The 21,412-nt window shown below is 45.7% G+C and carries 19 protein-coding genes; 3 read left to right on the top strand and 16 right to left on the bottom strand.

Going from position 1 to position 21,412, the window contains the following annotated elements:
- Window positions 1-150: 150 nt before the first annotated feature.
- A complete protein-coding gene (topA, locus tag BMZ28_RS05380; protein ID WP_074821306.1) occupies window positions 151-2,733 on the bottom strand; it encodes a type I DNA topoisomerase in 2,583 nt (860 codons plus the stop codon).
- Between the two features lie 380 nt (window positions 2,734-3,113).
- On the opposite strand from topA, the gene BMZ28_RS05375 reads away from it, so the two are divergent.
- Window positions 3,114-3,365 (top strand): YciN family protein, encoded by a 252-nt coding sequence (locus BMZ28_RS05375; protein ID WP_047780811.1) that lies wholly within the window; start codon window positions 3,114-3,116, stop codon window positions 3,363-3,365.
- Between the two features lie 336 nt (window positions 3,366-3,701).
- On the opposite strand, the gene sohB is transcribed toward BMZ28_RS05375, so the two are convergent.
- On the bottom strand, window positions 3,702-4,748 hold the full coding sequence (sohB, locus tag BMZ28_RS05370) for a protease SohB (protein ID WP_074821302.1): 1,047 nt from the start codon (window positions 4,746-4,748) through the stop codon (window positions 3,702-3,704).
- A gap of 180 nt (window positions 4,749-4,928) precedes the next feature.
- Between sohB and BMZ28_RS05365 the strand changes: the two genes are divergently transcribed.
- Window positions 4,929-5,690: a YciK family oxidoreductase gene (locus BMZ28_RS05365; RefSeq protein WP_047780809.1), complete on the top strand. Its 762-nt coding sequence runs from the start codon at window positions 4,929-4,931 to the stop codon at window positions 5,688-5,690.
- 66 nt (window positions 5,691-5,756) lie between these two features.
- On the opposite strand, the gene BMZ28_RS05360 is transcribed toward BMZ28_RS05365, so the two are convergent.
- From BMZ28_RS05360 to rnm, 14 genes are all read right to left on the bottom strand, one after another.
- Window positions 5,757-7,028, bottom strand: coding sequence for an amidohydrolase (locus BMZ28_RS05360; RefSeq protein ID WP_074821299.1), 1,272 nt, complete (start codon window positions 7,026-7,028; stop codon window positions 5,757-5,759).
- A 22-nt stretch (window positions 7,029-7,050) separates the two neighbouring features.
- Entirely contained in the window at window positions 7,051-8,355 is a 1,305-nt protein-coding gene (gene dcuC / locus BMZ28_RS05355; protein ID WP_047780807.1) for a C4-dicarboxylate transporter DcuC, read from the bottom strand.
- Between the two features lie 645 nt (window positions 8,356-9,000).
- Entirely contained in the window at window positions 9,001-10,932 is a 1,932-nt protein-coding gene (locus BMZ28_RS05350; protein ID WP_047780806.1) for a BglG family transcription antiterminator, read from the bottom strand.
- 274 nt (window positions 10,933-11,206) lie between these two features.
- On the bottom strand, window positions 11,207-11,947 hold the full coding sequence (gene dagF / locus BMZ28_RS05345) for a 2-dehydro-3-deoxy-phosphogluconate aldolase (protein WP_047780805.1): 741 nt from the start codon (window positions 11,945-11,947) through the stop codon (window positions 11,207-11,209).
- A gap of 3 nt (window positions 11,948-11,950) precedes the next feature.
- Window positions 11,951-13,063, bottom strand: a complete 1,113-nt coding sequence (locus tag BMZ28_RS05340) for a DgaE family pyridoxal phosphate-dependent ammonia lyase (protein ID WP_074821296.1) — start codon at window positions 13,061-13,063, stop codon at window positions 11,951-11,953.
- Window positions 13,047-14,186, bottom strand: coding sequence for an amidohydrolase/deacetylase family metallohydrolase (locus BMZ28_RS05335; RefSeq protein WP_074821292.1), 1,140 nt, complete (start codon window positions 14,184-14,186; stop codon window positions 13,047-13,049). The genes BMZ28_RS05340 and BMZ28_RS05335 overlap by 17 nt, the downstream gene beginning before the upstream one ends.
- Before the next feature lie 35 nt (window positions 14,187-14,221).
- Window positions 14,222-14,869: a DUF4310 family protein gene (locus BMZ28_RS05330; protein ID WP_047780802.1), complete on the bottom strand. Its 648-nt coding sequence runs from the start codon at window positions 14,867-14,869 to the stop codon at window positions 14,222-14,224.
- 99 nt (window positions 14,870-14,968) lie between these two features.
- Window positions 14,969-15,766, bottom strand: coding sequence for a DUF4311 domain-containing protein (locus BMZ28_RS05325; RefSeq protein ID WP_047780801.1), 798 nt, complete (start codon window positions 15,764-15,766; stop codon window positions 14,969-14,971).
- A 33-nt stretch (window positions 15,767-15,799) separates the two neighbouring features.
- The gene (locus tag BMZ28_RS05320; RefSeq protein ID WP_074821289.1) at window positions 15,800-16,096 is read right to left on the bottom strand and encodes a DUF4312 family protein; all 297 of its coding nucleotides are present in this window, start codon (window positions 16,094-16,096) and stop codon (window positions 15,800-15,802) included.
- Window positions 16,096-16,461: an SFCGS family glycine-rich protein gene (locus BMZ28_RS05315; RefSeq protein WP_047780799.1), complete on the bottom strand. Its 366-nt coding sequence runs from the start codon at window positions 16,459-16,461 to the stop codon at window positions 16,096-16,098. The genes BMZ28_RS05320 and BMZ28_RS05315 overlap by 1 nt, the downstream gene beginning before the upstream one ends.
- 20 nt (window positions 16,462-16,481) lie before the next feature.
- The gene (locus tag BMZ28_RS05310; RefSeq protein WP_074821286.1) at window positions 16,482-16,820 is read right to left on the bottom strand and encodes a transcriptional antiterminator; all 339 of its coding nucleotides are present in this window, start codon (window positions 16,818-16,820) and stop codon (window positions 16,482-16,484) included.
- A 437-nt stretch (window positions 16,821-17,257) separates the two neighbouring features.
- Window positions 17,258-18,142, bottom strand: coding sequence for a 23S rRNA pseudouridine(2605) synthase RluB (rluB, locus tag BMZ28_RS05305; RefSeq protein WP_047780797.1), 885 nt, complete (start codon window positions 18,140-18,142; stop codon window positions 17,258-17,260).
- Window positions 18,143-18,247: 105 nt separating this feature from the next.
- Entirely contained in the window at window positions 18,248-18,868 is a 621-nt protein-coding gene (locus BMZ28_RS05300) for an L-threonylcarbamoyladenylate synthase (RefSeq protein WP_074821283.1), read from the bottom strand.
- A 103-nt stretch (window positions 18,869-18,971) separates the two neighbouring features.
- Window positions 18,972-19,907: an RNase RNM gene (gene rnm, locus BMZ28_RS05295; RefSeq protein ID WP_083399637.1), complete on the bottom strand. Its 936-nt coding sequence runs from the start codon at window positions 19,905-19,907 to the stop codon at window positions 18,972-18,974.
- Window positions 19,908-20,229: 322 nt separating this feature from the next.
- Between rnm and BMZ28_RS05290 the strand changes: the two genes are divergently transcribed.
- A complete protein-coding gene (locus BMZ28_RS05290; RefSeq protein ID WP_047780795.1) occupies window positions 20,230-21,351 on the top strand; it encodes a ribosomal protein uL16 3-hydroxylase in 1,122 nt (373 codons plus the stop codon).
- The last annotated feature ends 61 nt before the right edge of the window (window positions 21,352-21,412 follow it).

Here is a 21,412-nt window from a genome sequence, read left to right as displayed (position 1 = left end):
CATCAAATCGAGATCAAACGTCACAAGGCAATAAAATGATACACCACTCTTATTGCTCCCATATCAGGCTCACAAAATAAAACGCCCTGTAGCTAAGTTACATACAGGGCGTTTTATATCAAGCAGTATCTACTTAATCAGTCACTTTCGTTACTTCTTCGTTTCAGACCACTTGCCATCAATATAAAATGCCGACCAACCGGTCGCTTTCCCGTCTTTTTCAGAGGACACATATTGCTGCTTGGTTTTACGGCTAAAGCGAACAATCGTTTTATTGCCTTCAGGATCGGCCGCCGGAGCCTCTGCCAAATAGCGCAGTTTTTCCGGTAAGCGATCTTTAAAGCGGATCAATTCTTCTACTCTTGGCGCTCTGGTTTCACGAGATTTAGGGAAAGTATTCGCCGCTAAAAACAGACCTGCCGCACCATCGCGTAACACAAAGTAGGCGTCTGATTTTTCACATGGCAACTCCGGCAAAGGAATAGGATCTTCTTTTGGCGGCGCAATATCACCATTGCGTAAAATTTTACGGGTATTCTTACAGTCTGGATTGGTACAGCCCATGTATTTACCAAAGCGGCCGACTTTCAGATGCATTTCAAAGCTACACTTCTCGCACTCAATCACCGGGCCGTCATAGCCCTTAATGCGGAATTCACCCTCTTCAATCTCGTAACCATCACATTCCGGGTTATTACCACAAACGTGAAGCTTACGCTGATTATCAATCAGGTAACTATCCATTGCTGTACCGCACTTCTTACAGCGGTGACGTGAACGCAATGCGTTAGTTTCAGCATCATCCCCTTCCAGTACGTTGAGCACTTCTGATTCAGGAATCAGGTTGATAGTCTGCTTACAGCGCTCTTTTGGCGGTAAAGCATAACCTGAACACCCTAAGAATACCCCGGTGCTGGCAGTACGTATGCCCATCTTACGGTTACAGGTTGGACAATCAATCGAGGTGAGGATCACCTGATTCGGGCGCATTCCGCCGACTTCAGGATCTTGCTCTGCCTGTTCAAGCTGCTGGCTAAAGTGGGTAAAGAAATTATTCAATACCCCTTTCCACGGTGCTTTATTGGTTGCCACGCTATCCAGATCGTTTTCCATCCGTGCGGTAAAGTCGTAATCCATTAAGTCACGGAAATTCTCTTCCAGACGGTCGGTTACAATTTCACCCATTTTTTCTGCGTAGAAGCGACGATTCTCAGTGTGGACATAGCCTCGATCCTGAATAGTCGAAATGATTGACGCATAAGTTGACGGACGGCCAATACCGCGCTTTTCCAACTCTTTAACCAACGATGCTTCACTAAAACGCGCCGGTGGCTTGGTAAAATGCTGGCTTGGCAGTAGCTGTTCTAAGGTCAATTGGCTACCTACATCCACAACCGGTAAGGTCTTATCTTCATCATTCTTACGCAAGGCTGGTAATACTTTAGTCCAACCGTCAAAACGCAGCGTACGCCCTTTGGCTTTCAGCAGGAAATCGCCCGCTTTAACCGTTAGCGTGGTTGAATCATATTTTGCTGGCGTCATTTGGCAAGAAACAAACTGGCGCCAAATCAGCTGATAAAGACGCTGAGCATCCGATTCCATATCCTTCAGTTGTTCAGACAGCACATTCACATCAGAAGGTCGAATCGCTTCGTGCGCTTCCTGTGAGTTTTCTTTACTGCTGTACTGATTCGGCTGGGATGGTAAATATTTTTCACCAAAATTATCGTTGATATAACCACGTACCATGTTCAACGCATCTTGACTCAGGTTGGTTGAGTCAGTACGCATGTAGGTAATATGACCCGCTTCATACAAGCGTTGGGCCATCATCATGGTTTTCTTTACCCCAAAGCCCAGACGAGTACTCGCCGCCTGTTGCAGGGTTGAGGTAATAAAAGGTGCGCTGGGTTTGCTGCTAGTCGGTTTATCTTCGCGTTCTAAAACCTGATACTGCGCTTTTTCCAGCAGAGCAACAGCCGCATGAGTTTCATCACGATTAACCGGCTTAAATGCTTTATCGTTGCGATGAGTAACCTGCATTTGTAATGGGGCATCACTACCGTAGTTTAAATCGGCATGCAGTTCCCAATACTCTACTGGCACAAATGCTTTAATTTCACGCTCACGCTCCACCACCAGACGCACAGCCACAGACTGTACCCGGCCAGCGGATAAACCACGGGCAATTTTTTTCCAAAGCAGAGGGGAAACCATATAGCCCACTACTCGGTCCATAAAGCGACGCGCCTGCTGGGCGTTAACACGATCGAGGTTTAACTCTCCCGGCTCTTTAAACGCTTCCTGGATGGCATTTTTGGTAATTTCATTAAATACCACACGACGATAACGGTCGTCGTCACCACCAATCACTTCCCGCAGGTGCCATGCTATGGCCTCCCCTTCGCGGTCAAGGTCGGTTGCCAGATAGATAGTGTCAGCTTTTTCGGCTAACGCTTTTAGTTCCGCGACAACTTTCTCTTTGCCGGGAAGAATTTCATAGTGAGCGGCCCAGTCATGATAGGGATCGATTCCCATACGGTTAACCAGAGCCTGTTTGGCATCTTTTTTAACTTTACTGCCTTTGGCAGCAGTGCTTTTAGTTGCCGAACCACTCGTTGGTAAATCCCGGATATGACCAACGCTGGACTTAACTACGTAGTCACTTCCTAAATATTTATTGATTGTTTTGGCCTTGGCCGGGGACTCCACAATAACGAGCGCTTTACCCATAATGTTGTTTACCTAAATTAGTCCTTCTTGAAGGAAATTCGACATTCAGCCGCTGATAAAGAAGCATGACTGTTATATTGTAGCAAAATACAGGATGTCAACCTGTAAAACTGAATGTGCTATAAAAACCAAGATGTTAAAATCAATAGAGGTCAGTCAAGACCCACAAACAATCACGCTGACTCTTCATCCGAAAGCCCATAACTCTACCTGATAAAAAGCGCTACGCAACAAAATTAGCTCAACAAACGATTTTTTATCGCGGCAATACTCAACACTTCTATTGGAAAAATCGTTTTCTGACGGATAACTTAACGCATTGCTCTGCTGAGCACCGATGATTAAAATAATCTATCTGTCCTCTTCTATTGGAGCTATAAATGCGTAATGAAACAACCCCGATCGGCCGTCAGGCATTATTGGATGAAGCCAATCAGATAATTCGTCACCATGAAGATTATATTCACGGTATGGAAGCCACTGACGTAGAGCAAAAAGGCAGTGTTCTGGTTTTTCGCGGTGATTACTTTCTCGATGAAAACGATTTACCGACCGCTAAAACCACCGCGGTATTTAATATGTTTAAGCATCTTGCCCATGTGCTATCCGCTAAATATTATTTACAGGATTAGTTACTCACGCGCAGAAGCGTTGTTCAGTGTGAGGGATTACCATATGAAAATGAGCGCCTCCTCAATTTGATGGCAAAGGGCTCATCGCTAAACGACAGGAGAGTTTTACGTTTGGGTCGTAGCAGCGAAAGCTGCCGGAGCGCCCATAGTAAAAGTAGGCCTGTCGCGCTCCGTAGCTAAAAGCTGATGGTCTTCCGGCTGAGCGTAATGGCGATATTTACTCATTAATATTTACAGCCGGAATTTCCGCTTCTGCTGATTTGAGAAGATTTATCAGTCATCGCAGGGAGGACTAACAGAACCTCCCTTTTTAAACACCATCTCACTGAATAATGCTTAAACCAACGGTTTCTGCCCACGCTGCCACCAGCGTAATAACAATCGGTCAGTGCTTTCTGCAACGCTGCCAGTCACTCGGTCAACCAAGCGTTTACGCTGTGCATAACACACACTAATCACATCACTGTGCTGAATATAGTCAATGACCAGATCGTCACTGGTACCGATATCATCAATCAGCCCTTTTTCTTTAGCCTGAATACCAAACCAATGTTCACCGGTTGCCACTTGATCAATATCCAACGATGGACGCTGTTCCCGCACAAAATCTTTAAATAGTTGATGGGTTTTATTCAACTCTTCACGGAATTTTTCTCGCCCTTGATCGGTATTTTCACCAAACAGCGTCAGCGTACGTTTAAACTCACCGGCGGTATGCAGTTCTACGTCAATATCGTTTTTCTTCAGTAAACGATGGAAGTTAGGCAACTGAGCCACCACGCCGATAGAACCAATCACTGCAAAAGGTGCCGCTACGATGCGATCCGCGACACAGGCCATCATATAACCACCGCTGGCCGCCACTTTATCCACGACCGCCGTCAAGCGAATGCCCTTCTTACGTAAACGATCTAATTGAGATGCCGCTAATCCATAACCATGCACCATACCACCAGGGCTTTCCAGCTTCAGCAGTACCTCATCTCCGGCTTTCGCTATTGCCAGAATCGCTGTCACTTCTTCCCGCAATGCTTCAACCTCATGTGCATCGATACTGCCCTTAAACCCAAGGACGTATACGCAGGACTTTTCAGTTTTCTTCTCGCCGTTTTTAGCCTCTAACTTGGCTTTTTTGGCTTCGGCCTTATCCTTTTTCTTCTGCTCTTTATTCCACAGTTTCTGTTCTGCCGGAGGTAAACGCGCAAACGCCATTTCTTCCTGCATATTGCGATATTGTTCGCTTAAATCAGTTAATGTCAGCTCACCACGACGCCCTGATTTACGCTGAGTAGCGCTGATAATCAATAGTGCGATAGCAGCAATAGCGATAGCAAAGGTGGCAATTTTTGCCAAAAACAGGCCGTACTGATAAATCCACTCCACAAGTATTTTCCTATAAATTAAGCTGGCAATAAGCGAACGTTGCCTAAACAACAATGGATGAAGTATAGAACTTTATATTGAGACTACTGGCGCAGAATTCAATTTAGGCGCTATCATCTATCATTCCGTTATACAGCAACGCAGTCCGTTAACCGGACAAATATACCGTAAGGAGAGATTATGCACTACCAGGCACCGCGCGATTTACTTAACCAGAAGATAATTATGGTCACTGGCGCCAGTGATGGAATCGGTAAAGAAGCCGCACTCACCTATGCACGCCACGGTGCGCAGCTCATCCTGCTCGGTCGAAGTGAAAGCAAGCTTAAGCAAGTTGCACAAGAAATTAGTCAACAGGGAGGTCAACCGGCCACGCTGTTTGCTTTTGATTTACTAACGGCGACCCCAGAAGAGTATCAAACGCTGGCTGAGAAAATTGCTCATCTAACCGATCGTTTAGACGGTTTGCTTCACAGCGCCGGCCTTCTTGGAGAAATTACCCCGATTGCAGAACAAGACCCCATTCAGTGGCAACAGGTAATGCAGGTTAACGTTAATGCTGGGTTTATGCTGACTCAGGCGCTATTACCACTGTTGCTTAAAGCCTCTTCCCCCTCTTTGATTTTTAGTAGTTCAAGCGTGGGACGTAAGGGACGTCGTGGTTGGGGAGCCTATTCGGTGTCTAAATTCGCGACCGAGGGTCTAATGCAGGTACTGGCGGATGAATATCAAGGAAGCCACCTGAGGATTAACTGTATTAATCCTGGCGGTACTCGTACCTCAATGAGGGCTTCGGCCTTTCCCGATGAGAATTCAGCACTGCTAAAAACCCCTGCGGATATCATGCCGACCTATCTCTATGTGATGGGTAATGATAGTCGCCACGAATCAGGCGTCAGTTTTGATGCACAGCCGGGAAGAGTCGCTGGCCCAGCCCAATAATCGGTTATGATCGCCATATCATAAAAAAGCCGCCTAAAAAGGCGGCTTTTTAACGCAATAAACTAATTATTTAGTCATTAGCTTTTGCAGACATCCGATGAATAGATTAGCCGCCGTTGCCAACTGCTTTTCATCAAAATCAAACTCTGCCTGATGGTGACCTGCTTTCAGATCCGCACCGACGATAAAGTACAGTGATTTTCCGCCGTGGCGCTGAACGCGCTTAGCCAGAATGGTTGCATCTTCACTACCGCCGAACACTCGCTCTGGTACTGCAGTTAGCTCTGGATACTGACCCACAACCTGAGTCAACAGATCGATCAGCTCTTTGTCGTTTTGCAAATCAACCGCTTCACCCATCACTTCACTTTCCAGGCGCAAGTCAAAGCTATGTGCGGCACCCGCAGCCATACGCTCAACCTGTTCAGCCATAAAGCTATTGATAGTCTCATCTTCACCGCGAACTTCAACCTGCAGTTCACCATAAGCAGGTACCACGTTGCGGCCTTCACCAGCACGGATAACGCCAACGTTAATACGAGACATACCTTTACCATGACGGGAAATACCCAGCATTTGTGTCGCAGCATGGCAGGCACCCGCCAGTGCATTACGACCTAAATGTGGTTCAGCGCCCGCATGAGCTGGCGCACCGTAGAAACGGAAGTCATATTTGGTGGTACACAGGAAACTGTTAGGATTAACCACAATTTCACCAGTTTTAGCAATAAAGCCAAGGTGCATACCTAAGAAGTAATCAGCATCATCAACAATGCCGCTTTCTGCCATCGGTCTTGCGCCACGAACGCCCTCTTCAGCCGGTTGGAAAAGCAACTTCACTTTTCCGCTCAGTGAACTACCGTTTTCTACTAACCATTTTGCAATACCTAAACCAATAGACATATGTCCATCGTGACCACAGGCATGCATTAAACCCGCACTTTTAGAGGCAAAACCTTCATTGTTAGGCACATGCTCACCGATCGCACATTCCTGCACGTTCACGCAGTCAATGTCAAAACGCAAAGCGATAGTTGGACCTGGTTTACCGGTGTCATAAGTTGCCATACAGCCGGTTAGTTCATCCATCTCAGCCAACAGCGCTTCATCAACGCCTCTTTCTCTCGCCAGTGCCAGCCCACGCTCCACAACGTCAGCTTTGCGACCACGAACAAATTCACGATTAATCACTTTTGGTCCAGCGATAACCTCAAGGCCCATATTACGTAGTTCAGTGATTAAACGCGCCGTTGTCGTAAATTCGGACCAGCCGATTTCTGGAAAACGGTGAAGTTCACGACGCCATGTTACTAATTGGTTTAAATCAATAGTCGACATTACACTTTCCTTATTTTAGTTCTTATAACATAAACAGGGCGATAAAAATGACACCGATAATCATACCGGGTGCGGTACGCTTAATAACCTCTACCGGGTTGGCAGCGGCTAAGCCAGCACAAACAATCGTTACACCGGCAATCGGTGACATGGTACGACCTAAAGCACCAGAAATCGCCGCAGCCATACCCATATCAGGAATGGTGTAGCCTAAAGCAGCAGCGCTACGCGTCACCGTTTCGTTAAAGGCTAATGCCGCAGCATCACCAGAACCGGTAATAATACCCATTAAGAATGGACCGATAGTACCGCCCCAACGAGCCAGCTCCGGATTATGAGTCAGGAAGTAAATAAAGCTGTCGATTAATCCAGACGTTTTCAAACCTGCGGCAAACACCGCAGCAGCAATGATGATACCCAGAACATCACCGTAGGCATTACCCATACCGTTGAAGAACTGCTTAGTCATGGTGGTTGGGTTACAACGAGTAATCAACAGTGCATAGATAGCACCGATAACCATGGCGGCCGGTACGCTCATTTTAACTGCACCAAACCAATCAGTCAGGCCAGCAATCAGCAACAGAATTAAGGGAATAAATGGCGCGGTAGCGTACAGATAGTTAGCTTTAACCTGTTCTTTTTCTTCGCTACCCTGAGCAACCACTGCATCTTCACTTGGCGTAATCCGATACTCTTTACGAACCAAAGCCACAACTGACAGTGATACCGCACCGATTAGACCAACGGCAACACTGTACGGAGCATGCAGTCCAATTAAGTCCATAACCGACATTTCTTTAAAATCGGCCGTATTTTGCATGACTTCATTAAACAGGTTAGAAACGAAAGCATTATGGGACATGCCCGGGCTTAAGAAGGAACCAATAGTTCCACTCAATACCGCTGCCGCAGCGATAGCCGGGTGAATACGCGCACCAATCAACAGTGGGATTAATGTCGCGCCTACTGCCGCAGCACAGCCAGCAGCAGAAGGAATGGCGGTATTAATGATATAAGTAACAATAACCGTCGCAGGGATCAGGAAGAAACCCAGACGGTTCATCATGCCAGCCAACGTACGCACCAGATGCATATCACACTGGGTATACTTCATCACATAAGCAAAACCCATACTGGCACAAATCGCCTGAATAAGGCTGCCGGAAGTCATTCGCTCGCTAAAAGCATCCAGACCGGCCATTGGACTCAACGCTAACAGGCACATAATCAAACCTGAGCCAATTAACACCATCCGCGTTTCATATTGTTTTATCAGTAAAAAAATAGTGATTGCAACAACCACCAGAGCAATTATTTGAAGCATATTATACTCACTGTTTGCTAATTAAAATGGCAATCCATAGACTGCTTCCACACAATATTACCTATATCATCAACCTATAATTATTCAGGTTTCCACACTAAGAAACTATAATCTTAAAATTATATTTTTGCACCACTGCACTATAGGCAACTGCCCCATTGATATCGTTGATGGATATCAAAAAAACAACACACTCAGTAAGCAAAAAGAGTTAGTGTATATAAAATGTAAACTAATCTATCCCATTATGAATAATGGATGCCGCAAAAAATAGAATTAACTACATGTAATCTAATATTAAAAAATTGCTTCCCCTTATCGAGTCACGACCCACACCCAGCAACAATTTAATAACACCTGTTATTGAGACCGAATAAAAAAAGCACAGGGTGATTAATAAACACACGATCATGTTAATGTTTTTTATTCAACGCGGCTAAAGCTATATCAAGAAATAATAAATTAAAAATAAAAAAATAAACCATGCTATTAACATGGTTTATTTTTAATTGAATAAAACAGACAAAGATTGAATTTCATTCATGGTGTTGCACGTTATTTAGCTAATTAGCCAAATCATAACCTGTGGTTAAGCTAATAAAAGGGGCTAAGGTTGTGACACCGCTTAGCTTTCCCTTCATTATCTTATGCGCTACGACCAAGGCTATCTTTAGCTATCACCTGAAAGTCATTAAAACTCTTACTATTCAATAAACGTTTGGTGGCTTTTTCTCGTACAAAGGTGACAAACAAATCATAGATTGCCATCGCTTCTTCATACTCGGCTTTACTGATAGCCAACAGGAAAATAACGTTTGCCGTCTCTTTCTTCTCTTTATTCCACTCAATACCGTTTGGTGCCAATATGGTCACAACGACGGTTTTATTCGCCAATAGTCCCAGTGAGTGAGGTAGAGCAATCCCCTCTCCTAACAACGTTGAAACGATAGATTCTCGCTCCACCAATGACGGGTAGAAGTCCTTAGTAATATAACCATCGGCTTCTAATTTTTTACATACTCGCTTAAACAAGGTTTCTTGCGTCATTTTACCTTTGACGATCATAAAATGCCGTTCATCAAAGAAACGCTCAAGAATATAAGGCTTAGTTCTGTCCACCATCGCTAAACGCCCTACCTGCTCTAACTGATAAGGCGTCGGAAACGGCGCGATTTTAACGATTGGTTTATTTTTCTCTGTTAGCCGAACGGTGGTAATCACAAAGTCTTCTTCCACCGAATCCAGCTCTTCATACTCATGCAGTGCAATCACCCGATGCAGTTTAAGCTGTGGAAACTCGCGCACAATTTTAGCTTCGATCATACGAATCGTGGAGTTACCGGAGTCGGTTACTACCAGCACATGCGGATGACGGGTGTAGCCCACATTATAATTACGCTCCAGGCCAACGCCGATATGCACCGCTAAATACCCCAGCTCATCTTCGCTAATAGTGTAAGGCAGTTTATCTTCTACGTTGGCCATGGCACTAAGCGTCACGTCATAAGCAAATGGATAATATTGTTTAATATCCGATAGCAGCGGATTCTTGGTATTAATCTGGTAGCGAACGCGGGTCAACATAGCGGCTAAATGCGTAGATAAGTCAGTCTTTAACTTCACATCACCGCGTAAATCATAATTATAGGAATCATTAATATAGCTGAGAATATAATCAACCAGTTCATCGCTATTACTTTCAGCCACCACCGAACCCTGATTATAAGGTATCCGTTGGGCTGAAATTTGAACCCCCAGATACTCCTCTTCCGCCGATGAAATCTCACTGCCAAGAAAGTACACAAAGCCTTTAGAAATCTCACTAGCAGCACTTTTAATCACGCTATCAATGTCTTCTACGTCAAAGTTAACAATCTCGTGACCGCGGGTAATACGTAGGATAGACACCGCTCCATTAAAAATCAGATATTGGCGACCTTCATTGGTCAGACGAATATCAAAGCGGTTAACGCTGTTTTGCAGAATTTTTCCAATATAGGTGAGATCAATATTGGTTAAAATATCCTGTTTAAAGCTGTTCAGGGAACGCTCTGGTTCTGTAGAAAACTGCTGCCACAGCACATCGGTAATACAGGCTCGAATCGCCTGTTCAACCCCAGACAGCTTAATCCCTTGTCGAGGAATGGTGTCTAATGTGAGCTGATATTTGGTCAGTTGTTCTCGGACGGCCGTCATATCGTGCTGTAACGTCCCACGACTGACAAACCACTCTTCGGCAATATCATCCAGTTTGATGGGAAGTGATGCCATTAAAAACTTCAACAACAACGCATCCACTCGCTCTTTTGCGGTACGTGGGATACTTTTACTTTGGTATTTCTGCATCGGCAAGGTGGCAAAGCTTTGGGAGTCCGTGATCTTCAGACGATACCCTAACCCTCTGTCATACACGATATTTGCGCCATAGCTGATTAAGACATCATTTAGTGCCGTTACATCGGTACGAATAGTCCGAGTTGATACATCGAAACGTTTAGCCAGCTCTTCCTGCGGCAGTGTTTCGGACTGAATGGCATTAAATAAATAAGCAAGACGTTGATAAGGAAACAGCGCCACAAATATACCCTTAACCCAATTAGAAAAATGAAAAGCCAGTCGGCAATAAAACCAGTAGGAATAATTAAAGATAGAAGTCTTTTGACAAAAAAGCCGGAGACGACTAATAAACCTTTCAAATTAATGACTATTGATATTCCGGCAGTAACCGTAATGCACTCATCGTTACGCGTTAAGCCGGAAGACCATCAACACTCGGCAGGCTTAAACACCTGTCATCAACCTGCCGTTTAGTGATAAAGCTTCCAATAGATAGCATGAAAGCTCGAGTTCATTAACCTACTAATTTTTTAACCATGGCTAAAAGCGTTTTCACATCTTCGGGACGAGTATTGCCGGTTTTTGAATCAATAATTGAGCTATAAATATGCGGAATCACTTTTTCTACACCGGCATCCAGCGCAATTTTGAGAATTTCTTCAAAATTGTCTAAATCAATACCGCCGGTAGGTTCCAGATAAAAATCATGTTCTGCACAGGCTTTCGCCACATAAGCAAACTCTTCTTTATGGGCTAATCCATTCATATTAAAGAATTTAATTGAACTAGCACCCATATCCTTCAACATGGCAATCGCGGTTTCAACCGGAACGATAGCGTCCGGGAAGGTGGAGCTTAGCGGACCGGTGGAGATTTTAACCAGACCCACTTTACCAGTTGGCGAAACCAGCGCATTAACGATGGTTTCATTCTGCCCCAACAACGCTCTACTGATGGGTGCACCGGTAAATACCTGATTCACATGCTGTGGCTGAACCACTTTAGAAATTTGGGAAACCATTTCTGACTGGTTTGGATCCCCTGCGCCCAAACCAACAGAAAGTGCATTTTCGATATCGTTGGCATATTGAGTCATATCTTCAATCGCGCTGGCTAAATCAGGGTAGTTTTTGGATAGCACCCCCACCACCACATGTTTTTCAGCAGCCGCATAGATATCACGGGCATTTTCTCTTGAGCCCGCTAATACGTTAAGACAAACGCGATCTTTATAATAATTAGGACTTAATTTCATAATTTATACTCCGGTAACTAATTGACGAATAGAAGAAGAGATAACATCAAGCTGAGGTGCAGTAACGCTACGGACATCAGCTTCTACTTTGCCTTCATTCGCTTTGTATTCGCGGAAATAAATCGCCGTCTCCCCTAGCTTCAGCTGTTTCATAATGTCGAAAGTATTTTTGCCAATAGCCTTTTCATCAAACGAGATTTCGGTGCGGGCAATATCGCGCCCGGCAGCATCCCACACCACTTTGGCAGTAATACCGGGAATAGCATTCAGATCGTTAATAAACGGTGTCATTTTCTCCACCATTTCCTGACCGGTTTCTTTTTTAGCGGTCAGATAAAGTTCGATGGCCAATGTCAAACCGAGGATGCCTTCTTTGCCCACCTTCATGGCCCGACCAATGCCATTACTCTGCAACTTCACCCATTCAACATACTGATTTTTACCGATAACCAGACCGCTGGTTGGCCCTTCAATGGCTTTAGCGCCGCTATAGATAACCAGATCGGCGCCCATCTGATAATAAGCCGTCAGCTCTTCTTCTGCTGCCGCATCAACAATCAGTGGTAAAGCATATTTTCTGGCAACTGCGGCAGCTTCAACCACCGTCAGCATACTTTTCTGTACCGTATGGTGAGACTTGATATACAGAATGGCCGCCGTTTGCGGCGTAACTTTCGCCGCTAATTGCTCGGCACTACATTCATTAGCAAAGCCGGCCTCAACCACTTTACCGCCCCCCAGCGACACCATGGTGTCAACCGGGGCGCCAAAGTTAACGTTATGCCCTTTCGGCATCACAATTTCACGCGGTACAGCTTTATCCGAACTGTGGAGATTCAATAACAGATCTTGGTCATCTTTAACGATAACGGCCGCTACTGATTGGGCAATCCCCGCCGAGGCACAAGAAACCACCACGGCATTCTCTACGCCTAATAATTTGGCGATATAGGCACCGGTCTTATTCACCAGATCTTTGATTTCAAAATAGTGATTAAGACCAAAAAGAACTTCATCCGCCACTTCTGGCTTAGGCGTTGAGACGCCGAGTATGGTCATACGTCCTGAGGCGTTAATCACTTTTCTTAAATTATATTTTTCATAAATCGATGGCATAGTCTGACTCACCTTCTTTAGTTATAAGACTTTCCCCCGCAACGATGGCTGCGATAGGAACGAATTTTTGCGTACCGATTCTTACTTGACCTTCTGCATCGGACAGTTCGATTTTTTCATCTTTAATATCGAAAATAGTCACATCGCCATCGTAGCCGACGTCCAGATGCCCCTTACCTTTAAGGTGCAATAAATCGGCTGCTTTCACCGTCACGCAGTCGAGAATCTGTTTTGGTGAGAATCCCATACATAAAAACTTGGTCATGACCGCAGCCAGACTATAGACCGGGCCATTAATGCGGTTACGATGATAAATATCCGAGCTGATAAGGTCAGGATAGGTTCCGATCTTCATCGCCTGTTCGGCGACTGAGAAACTAAAGCTTTCACCGCCGTGACCAACGTCCAGAATCACGCCACGTGCTAAAGCGCGTTGAATGGCCGGTTTTAAATTACCGTCCACATCTAAAATCTTATTGGGTTTACCGTTAAAACAGTGGGTAATGATGTCCCCTTTGGTGAGTAGATCGGCAATTTCGTCCAAATTTGGCGGATTATTACCAATGTGCACCATTAATGGTAAGCCACTCTCTTTTTGCATCTCTTTGGCACGAATCAGCGGCGCGATACCATTTTCACCCACCACGCTCTTACTCATTCGCGCTTTGATGCCCACCACAAAATCAGGATGGCGTTTTATTGCCTGCTGCAGACTGGCGTCATCAATTTTGCTCATGTCTGACAGTTCGTTCTGCGCAATAATGCCAATGCGTGCAATATTTAAAAATGAATACACATTGGTTTTCGCCTTCTTCACCAGCGAATAGAAGTGATCAACATCGTCAGCGCCAACGCTACCAGCGTCGATTACCGTCGTAACTCCGCAGGCCGCGCCGGCTAAATCCGGCTCATCAAAATAAATGGGGGATGCCGGGTAACAATGGGTGTGAGCATCAATCCAGCCAGCACTGATATAGTACTTTCCGTCGAGATCGATCTGCTTTTTTGCCGTCAGACCATCGCCGACTAACGGACCAATTTCACGGATTTTCCCTTCGTTAATCACCACGTCCACGACGTCGCCATTAACCAGTTTTGCTTGCTTAATGATTAAATCATTCATGATATCTGCTCACTTGTTACACTGAATACAACTGTTTATGCGGCAATCGGGAAGAAATAACCCAAAACCATGGCCCCTAAAATTGCCCCGCCTGCTACCGGTTTTTTCCACACGTAGAACAGCAGAGAGCCAATTAATGAACCAATACCGATAGGAATAGAAGCCGCCATTGCCGCCAGAATAATCAACGGCCCCAGAAAACGACCGGAAGTATTACCGGCTCCCATCATGACGTCAGCACCATAGGTGGAGTTACCCTGATTAACGGTAAAAATACGCGCCAGAATAATAATCACACCTACCGCGATACCTAACACCATGCCAGTCGCTAACGCCGCATAGAAGTTCATCACCAGGAAGTCAAAACCACCGGCAAGTAAGAGTGCCGGTACGCCTAAACCGAGACCGGTTTGAATCGCCCCACCGATATCCAGAATACCAACCAGAGAACCTTCGATAATCCGTGCAAACAGGAAGCTGGCACCAAACGCGGCTACCGCACCATACACACCGGTATCAATACCGGAGCGTAACATCGCCACAAATGCCACTTCGTTAAATGCACCGAAACCATACACTACATACATATGCGTACCGGCAAATACCCCGGCCGATAGCAGGCCAACGAAGAGGGGAAAGGTCCACTCCGCATACCAAAAATCGCTTTTTAATTCTGTATTCATTATCAAGTCCTGGTAATTGTGTTTACTGTCATTGATTAATCGCTTGTCAGCAGAGCCGTGATACTTCACTAAACATTGATGAAGGCTCTACCAATGAAATTATTTACCAGTCATTACGTTATGAACGTGTTCTAACCAGTTCGGTACATCTAACGCGAAAGACTGCAGCAGCTTCACATCGAAACCACGGAAGAATCCACTTAGAACAAACAGCAGGATCACGGCAAACATCATGACCTTTGTGACTTTGTTCCAACCGTTATCCTCAACGCCTTTACCGATCAAGATACCCAGCACTAAACCCGGGATAGCGTTACCCATAATTAACTGTGCACAGCCACCAAACAGGGTTGCCCAGAAGCCAGAACGACGACCCGCATCCATGGCAGCTAACCAGAAAATAACCGGCATCACGGTGTTAACCAGCAGGTTAGCCGCAGGCACCAGTACGTTAGTTGCCGTAGTTTGTAATGAAGCAGGAACCGCGGAAGCAGTGGTATTCAGGAAAGCCACCACCACAGCACCAATAATGCCGCAGGCAATCGCCATTTTTTTAGGATTATGCAGAGTTTCCGATATATTGCGGTTTTTGATCATTAGCGCCGCCGCCCCCCAGTTAGGGATAATGCGGTGATCGACGTCCTGAGTAAACGCACCAGCAGCAACGGATGATGCCCAGGCGTTGAAGAAGAAGCCTAAACCAAACGAGAAGTGAGACGCCGGATCTCCTTCACAAGAGTTCAGCTCACCTAAAGTACGAAATGCGCCCATCCCCTGAATCGTCGGGGCATGGAACATACGCGCAGCACCGGCACCAAGACCAACACCGCACAGTCCCCCGATAATTAACGACTTTATCAGGATTTCAAACACAGAAACGGTTGTAGTTGCATCCATTTGTCTTTCCTCTAAAACATCCCGGTCGGTGTATTACACCGACTCGAAACGTATCTCTTGAACATTCAGCAGGGTCACATCTAAAGCCACATCTAAAACAACCGAATAGAACTCACGATCCCGTGGAAAAAAGACAAACAGAAACTTTTCTTTCGTCACTTTTACCGTGGCGTTAATCACTTCAACGTCGAGAGGTTCAATACGTAGAATGATGTTGCTGCTTTCCTTCAATACCGTGCGTTGCACGGAGTTCAATGCGTCAGCGATCGCTTTTTGTTTTGTATCGCCCCGTCCACTGACGCGCACCGATGTTTTAAGATGCTCTTTCATTATGCGTTGCCGTATTTTTTATTAAATGCCTTAACTAAACGCTCACCCAGCTCTTCTTTATCCATAAAACCAAAGCCCAGTACGGTACAACCATCTTTAATCGCGGTTTCCCCTTCCTCAATTGAGCGCATGCCATGGCGAACTTTATAGCCATATTTATTTTGAGCAGTAATGGCTCCGGCCCCACCGCTTCCGCAGAAGGAAATACCGATATCACCCTGCTCAGCATTCATAATGTCGCCCAGCTTCATATCCGCAGCCACACCAGGAATAACAATGGCCTTGCCACCCGCAGCTTCAACACCGGCAGCAACTTTCTGGCCTTTACCTAAACGGTCTCCGATAACAACAACGATTTGTTTCATAGGTTCTATCTCCAATGGAATTAAGCGTTCGAACGCGCAATTTCAAAATGTACGGACAATAAATAGGCTTCTTCGATGGGTAAGCCCGGTAATGCGTTAACGGCACGTTCAGCTAACTGCATAGATTCAGATGAGATCTCTTCAAACAGAGATCTATCAACTTCCGGTAGCGGTTCGCCGGTTTTAGCCCGCAGAACCATCGCCTTAACGTGTGACTCCAGCATTTGCTGCTGCACCTCAGTGGTATAGGCTCCTTCTTCCTTTAGCCAACCATCGATAACCATCAAAAGTTCCTTGGTCACTGCGGTTGGGTCCAGACCATCTTCCACCATATTGAAACGAATATGACTTTCACTCATTTAACCGATCTCTAAATGGTAAATTTGAATAAATTAATGAATTCTGTCGTTTATCCCTCCGTGGAGGCTGCTAATGTCAGCACGACGAACCCGAGTTGGGTAACTTGCAGCTTAAATAGCCGCTGGTACTTATCGGTCATCCCATTCTTTTCCGATGAGTTCACACTACACATTTTATTTCGCCGGTAGGATCCCGACTTTTTCCGGTTCAAAGTGGAAATAAAATGGATGTGGTTAGACCAAAAGCAAAGTGAAGTGGAAATAAGTGGAATCGTATCTAAAGAGGTTAGGTCAACGCAGCGCTGAAAAATAACGATGGCAATAAAAACAAATAACTAATTGATAATTAAATCTAAAAACAAAAAATAAGGATATTTAATGTCAGTTTTCAGCTAAAAAAATAGCGCCTAAACAGGCGCTATTTTCAACAATTTCAGCTATCCGCGCTTGGTCGGATTTGCCCTTCTGGAACCACTTCTGGAAGCAGGTCTTTGGCTATGCTTCTGCACCGCTCGACGAATTTGATTTGCTTTCGTGCGACGACGATCACGTTCTACTGGCATCTTACTTTTGGTTTCTGGCGACAATCCAACCATTTCACGCAAGTAATTGATGGCATTAAGATCGAGTTCAGTCCATCCTCCGCGCGGCAATCCTTTAGGAAGTCCTAAAGCACCGTAACGTACACGAATAAGACGGCTAACCTGCACATCTACTGCTTCCCATAAGCGACGAACCTCACGGTTACGACCTTCTGTTAGCGTAACGTTATACCACTGGTTAATGCCTTCGCCACCCTGAAAACTAATGGTGCGAAACGCGGCCATACCATCTTCCAGTTGAACACCTTTACGCAGCTGTTTTAGCTTTTCTTCATCCACTTGGCCGAAGACTCTAACGGCATATTCACGTTCAACTTCACGGCTTGGGTGCATTAAGCGGTTGGCCAGTTCACCATCGGTGGTAAACAGCAGTAAACCGGAGGTATTCACATCTAGACGACCAACGGCAATCCAGCGAGACCCGCGCATTTTAGGCAAACGGTCAAACACCGTTGGCCGCCCTTCTGGATCTTTACGGGTACAGAGCTCACCTTCAGGCTTGTAATAGGCAAGCACTCGACAAACATCTTCTTCCGGCTCACGCAGAGCAACAACGTGCCCATCAATACGTACTCGGATGGAAGCAGTAACTTCAACACGATCGCCTAATGTGGCGATTTTTCCGTTAACGCTAATTCGCCCGGCCTGAATCATCGATTCAATTTCACGACGTGAACCATGGCCTGAATTAGCCAAAACTTTTTGTAACTTCTCGCTCATTGAGCAACCTCTGTTGTCGCCTTCACAGGCGTCATAATAGTGATTAATCCATGTCACCATGGATTAATCAGTGAACGTAAATCATACCTTATGCGGACGTCGCCATCAACGAAACGGTGTGGGATCGCCAGCACCTTCACGCACAACGACTGGCGCATCTTCCGTCAGATCCACTACTGTCGTCGGCTGTTGCCCCAAATAACCGCCGTTGATAATTAAATCAACCTGCTTGGATAAGGTATCGCGAATTTCTTCCGGATCGGACTCGGCAAAATCATTCCCCGGTAACATCAGCGTGGTCGACATCAAAGGTTCATTAAGCTCCGCCAGCAATGCCAAGGCAATCGGGTTCGACGGCACACGTAAACCAATGGTCTTACGCTTTTCATTCATCAAGCGACGCGGAACTTCTTTCGTGGCTTTCAGAATGAAGGTGTAGTTACCTGGGGTATTATTTTTAATTAAACGAAATGCCGCGTTATCTACATGAGCATAAGTGGAGAGCTCAGACAAATCGCGACACATCAATGTAAAATTATGGTGGCTATCTAACTGGCGGATACGGCAAATGCGCTCCATGGCATGCTTATCTTCCAGCATACAACCTAACGCGTATCCGGAGTCAGTCGGATAAACGATAACCCCACCCTTACGCAAAAAATCAACCGACTGGCTAATCAGTCTCGACTGTGGGTTATCCTGATGGATATAAAAAAACTGACTCATGGAAAACTCCTTTAACTCTTCCTGTCATTGGCAGCAGAGAAAAACGCGGGTACATATCGGTTCATTGCTGCAACAAAAAATACTACAGGGTCAAAAATAAATATCAGTTAACAACCGGTTCTGCAAACCAGTGCTGCCACACGGGGATCACTTTATCCGGCAGCGATAAACGCCGCCCCAATTCAACCCATGCACAAGGATAGTGAAAATCAGATCCCTGAGAAGCCAACAGTTGATACTCTTGAGCATACAGCGCTAGCTGCGCTCGCTCCTGAGGGGCTTGTTGGCATTGAGATACTTCCATCGCGTCACCGCCCGCCTGCTTAAAATCGATAATCAGACGGCGTAACCATTTTGCAGATAAATCATAACGCCCCGGATGGGCTAAAACCGCCTGACCACCGGAAAGATGAATCGCCTCTACCGCTTCGTTTATTGTACACCAGACTGGAGGAACATAGCCGGTTTTCCCACGCGCCAGATAGCTTTTAAATACTTGCGCCATATCCGTGGCTTTACCCAACTCAATTAAATAGCGGGCAAAATGTGCACGGGTGATGCCTGCGTCACCGGCAAAGCGCTGCGCCCCAGCTAAGGCATCAGGAATCTGACTCTTTTCCAGTCGGCGGGCAATTTCCTGCGCTCGCTCGCTGCGTTTCAGGCATTGAGCGGCTAATAGTTCTAACATCGCCGGAGCCTGCGGATTAATATTCAACCCAACAATATGAATATCAAAACTTTCCCAACCGGTGGATATTTCCACGCCGTTAATCAAGCGTATCGGCAGTGCTTGCTCAACAATCGCTTGCTGTGCCTCAGCCAGACCGGCGGTAGAGTCATGGTCAGTAATCGCCAATACGCTCACGCGCATCTCCACCGCTCGCTGTACTAATTGGGCAGGCGTCAACATACCGTCAGAGGCTACGGTATGACTGTGTAGATCGTACAGCGGGAAACGGGGTAGCTCAGCCAGATAACGCTCTGATGCTTCAGCACACTGCCGTTTATCACTCTGTTGTGGGGAGGTATCACAAGACATGAAAACTCAATATATTCCGATTAGAAAAGGCAAACAAACGCCAAAGGTCAGCTCTGCATAAAATCTTTTAAGATAATATTAATATCCTTGCTGGATATAATACCTCCGAAAGCCAACACCTTCTAACGGATAATGGGATTTATTTGTTTTTAGCCCGATTTCTACTGTTTTCTCCGGTCACACCCTCCAACAACACGCCTTAATATCCGAGGAATAAATCAATCCCCCAGAACAAATGAAAAAACTGCGAAACCAATCCGGTATTCTTAACCAACCTTCGCTATAATCAACCGCAATTTCCTGCTGAATGGTAACTGAAACGATGGATTATCAACTTGATTTAGACTGGGATGACTTTTTAGAACGCTACTGGCAAAAACGTCCGGTGGTACTAAAAAATGTTATTAAAAACTTTATTGATCCAATCTCTCCTGATGAGTTAGCAGGACTGGCAATGGAAAATGAGGTTGATAGCCGTCTGGTGAGTCAACCGAACGGTCACTGGCAGGCCAGCAATGGTCCATTTGAAAGCTATGACCATTTGGGTGAAAAAGGCTGGTCACTGTTAGTTCAGGCAGTAAACCACTGGCATGCTCCTTCCGCTGCCTTGGTTCGTCCGTTCCGTAAAATGCCCGACTGGCGTTTTGACGATCTGATGATCTCCTTCTCCGTTCCCGGTGGTGGCGTAGGCCCGCATATCGACCAATATGATGTGTTTATTATTCAGGGAATGGGCAGCCGTCGTTGGCGCGTAGGTGATAAACAGCCCCTTAAACAATACTGCCCGCATCCGGCTTTATTACACGTTGAACCTTTTGACCCCATTATTGATGAAGATCTGGAGCCCGGCGATATTCTTTATATTCCACCAGGATTCCCACACGATGGCTTCACGCACGAAACCGCTATGAACTATTCCATTGGTTATCGTGGGCCTAATGGCCGTGATCTGCTCAGCAACTTTGCCGACTATGTTCTGGAACACGACTTGGGTGGTGAACACTATAGCGATCCTGACCTAAAGTTGAGAGCTCATCCCGCTATAGTGGAAGACTATGAATTGGAACGCCTGCGTAAGATGATGACCGACCTCATCAATCAGCCGGAAGAGTTCAATCAATGGTTTGGCGGTTTTGTCACCACATCACGCCATGAGCTGGATATCGCCCCGGCAGAACCACCTTACCGTTCTGATGAAATCTATGACTCGCTGGTGCAGGGTGAAAGCCTGATTCGCCTGAGTGGTTTACGCGTACTGCGCGTTGGCGATCTTTGTTTTGCCAACGGTGAACTGATCGATACCCCTTATCTGGAAGCGGCAGATGCCTTATGTCGTTACCCGTTAATTGGGCAAAAAGAACTGGGTGAGGCGTTGGAAGATCCGGCATTCGTCGCTGTGTTGGCGCAGTTGGTGAATAATGGATATTGGTATTTTAATGACTAAAGGTTATTGAGATTTCCCAATAACCTGACTTGTATCGTCATCCCATTTTTATTCTCGTCAT

The organism is Pragia fontium DSM 5563 = ATCC 49100 (assembly GCF_900112475.1).
Taxonomy (GTDB): Bacteria; Pseudomonadota; Gammaproteobacteria; order Enterobacterales; family Enterobacteriaceae; genus Pragia; species Pragia fontium.
This window is presented reverse-complemented; position numbering and strand designations above follow the sequence as displayed.

Bases quoted from the DNA above. Each gene is read 5' to 3' on its own strand.
- dcuC (WP_047780807.1), bottom strand. From the start codon at position 8,355: ATGCTTCAAATAATTGCTCTGGTGGTTGTTGCAATCACTATTTTTTTA.
- BMZ28_RS05375 (WP_047780811.1), top strand. From the start codon at position 3,114: ATGCGTAATGAAACAACCCCGATCGGCCGTCAGGCATTATTGGATGAA.
- BMZ28_RS05290 (WP_047780795.1), top strand. From the start codon at position 20,230: ATGGATTATCAACTTGATTTAGACTGGGATGACTTTTTAGAACGCTAC.
- BMZ28_RS05340 (WP_074821296.1), bottom strand. From the start codon at position 13,063: ATGCCATCGATTTATGAAAAATATAATTTAAGAAAAGTGATTAACGCC.
- rnm (WP_083399637.1), bottom strand. From the start codon at position 19,907: ATGTCTTGTGATACCTCCCCACAACAGAGTGATAAACGGCAGTGTGCT.
- topA (WP_074821306.1), bottom strand. From the start codon at position 2,733: ATGGGTAAAGCGCTCGTTATTGTGGAGTCCCCGGCCAAGGCCAAAACA.
- BMZ28_RS05310 (WP_074821286.1), bottom strand. From the start codon at position 16,820: ATGAGTGAAAGTCATATTCGTTTCAATATGGTGGAAGATGGTCTGGAC.
- BMZ28_RS05315 (WP_047780799.1), bottom strand. From the start codon at position 16,461: ATGAAACAAATCGTTGTTGTTATCGGAGACCGTTTAGGTAAAGGCCAG.
- BMZ28_RS05360 (WP_074821299.1), bottom strand. From the start codon at position 7,028: ATGTCGACTATTGATTTAAACCAATTAGTAACATGGCGTCGTGAACTT.
- BMZ28_RS05320 (WP_074821289.1), bottom strand. From the start codon at position 16,096: ATGAAAGAGCATCTTAAAACATCGGTGCGCGTCAGTGGACGGGGCGAT.
- BMZ28_RS05365 (WP_047780809.1), top strand. From the start codon at position 4,929: ATGCACTACCAGGCACCGCGCGATTTACTTAACCAGAAGATAATTATG.
- BMZ28_RS05325 (WP_047780801.1), bottom strand. From the start codon at position 15,766: ATGGATGCAACTACAACCGTTTCTGTGTTTGAAATCCTGATAAAGTCG.
- BMZ28_RS05300 (WP_074821283.1), bottom strand. From the start codon at position 18,868: ATGAGTCAGTTTTTTTATATCCATCAGGATAACCCACAGTCGAGACTG.
- BMZ28_RS05335 (WP_074821292.1), bottom strand. From the start codon at position 14,186: ATGAATGATTTAATCATTAAGCAAGCAAAACTGGTTAATGGCGACGTC.
- dagF (WP_047780805.1), bottom strand. From the start codon at position 11,947: ATGAAATTAAGTCCTAATTATTATAAAGATCGCGTTTGTCTTAACGTA.
- BMZ28_RS05330 (WP_047780802.1), bottom strand. From the start codon at position 14,869: ATGAATACAGAATTAAAAAGCGATTTTTGGTATGCGGAGTGGACCTTT.
- rluB (WP_047780797.1), bottom strand. From the start codon at position 18,142: ATGAGCGAGAAGTTACAAAAAGTTTTGGCTAATTCAGGCCATGGTTCA.